Raw genomic sequence first — 948 nt, 5'->3', positions numbered from 1 at the left:
CCCCGGCCGACCCCGCCCCGGCCGAGGTGAGCGACGCCGAGCTGATCGCCAGGGTCCGCGCCGGTGACGTCGCCGCCTACGGGACCCTCTACGAACGGCACCTCGCCGCCGCCCGCGGCCTCGCCCGCCACCTGGCCGGACGCGACGGCGCCGACGACGCCGTCCAGGACGCGTTCACCAAGGTCCTCAAGGTCCTCAAGAGCGGCGGCGGGCCCGCCGCCGGGTTCCGCCCGTACCTGCTCACCGTCGTCCGCCGGACCGTCTACGACCGGCGGCGCGCCGAGCGGCGCGTCCAGCACACCGACACGATCGAGAGCTTCGACCCCGGCGTCCCGTTCGACGACCCCGCGGTCGAGGAGCTGGAGCGCTCGATGATCACCCGCGCGTTCCGGTCGCTGCCCGGACGCTGGCGGACGGTGCTCTGGCACACCGAGGTCGAACGCGCCAAGCCCGCCGAGATCGCGCCGCTGCTCGGCCTCACCGCCAACGGCGCCGCCGCGCTCGCCTACCGCGCCCGCGAGGGCCTCCGCCAGGCCTACCTGCAGATGCACCTGGACGGCGTCGCCGCCGAGGACGCGTGCCGTCCGGCCTTGGAGAAGCTCGGCCCGTACGTGCGCGGCGGGCTGGCCGAACGCGACACCCGCAAGGTGAAGCGGCATCTGAACGGCTGCAAGCGCTGCAAGGGCATCCACGCGGAGCTGGTGGACATCAACACGGCGCTGCGGGAGGTCCTCGGCCCGCTCGTTCTGGGCGCGGCGGCGTCCGGCTACCTCGCGTCCAAGGGCGGGATGCTCCTGTGGTTCCGGCGCCTGCCGAAGCGGCAGCAGCAGGCGATCGGCGGCGGAGTGGTCGCCGCGACGACGGTCGCCCTGGCGCTGACGCTGGTGTCCGGCGAGGAGCCGACCCGGCCCGTGCCCCCGCCGCGGGTCGCCGCGGAGCCCAGCGCCC

At 75.7% G+C, this 948-nt stretch carries 1 protein-coding gene; it reads left to right on the top strand.

The annotated features are described in order from the left end of the window. Nucleotides 1–948 (top strand): sigma-70 family RNA polymerase sigma factor (locus E1287_RS43350; protein WP_207934831.1); only part of this gene is annotated, 948 nt, incomplete at both ends.

Origin of the sequence: Actinomadura sp. KC06, from assembly GCF_004348735.1 — a bacterium.
GTDB lineage: Bacteria > Actinomycetota > Actinomycetes > Streptosporangiales > Streptosporangiaceae > Spirillospora.
This window is presented reverse-complemented; position numbering and strand designations above follow the sequence as displayed.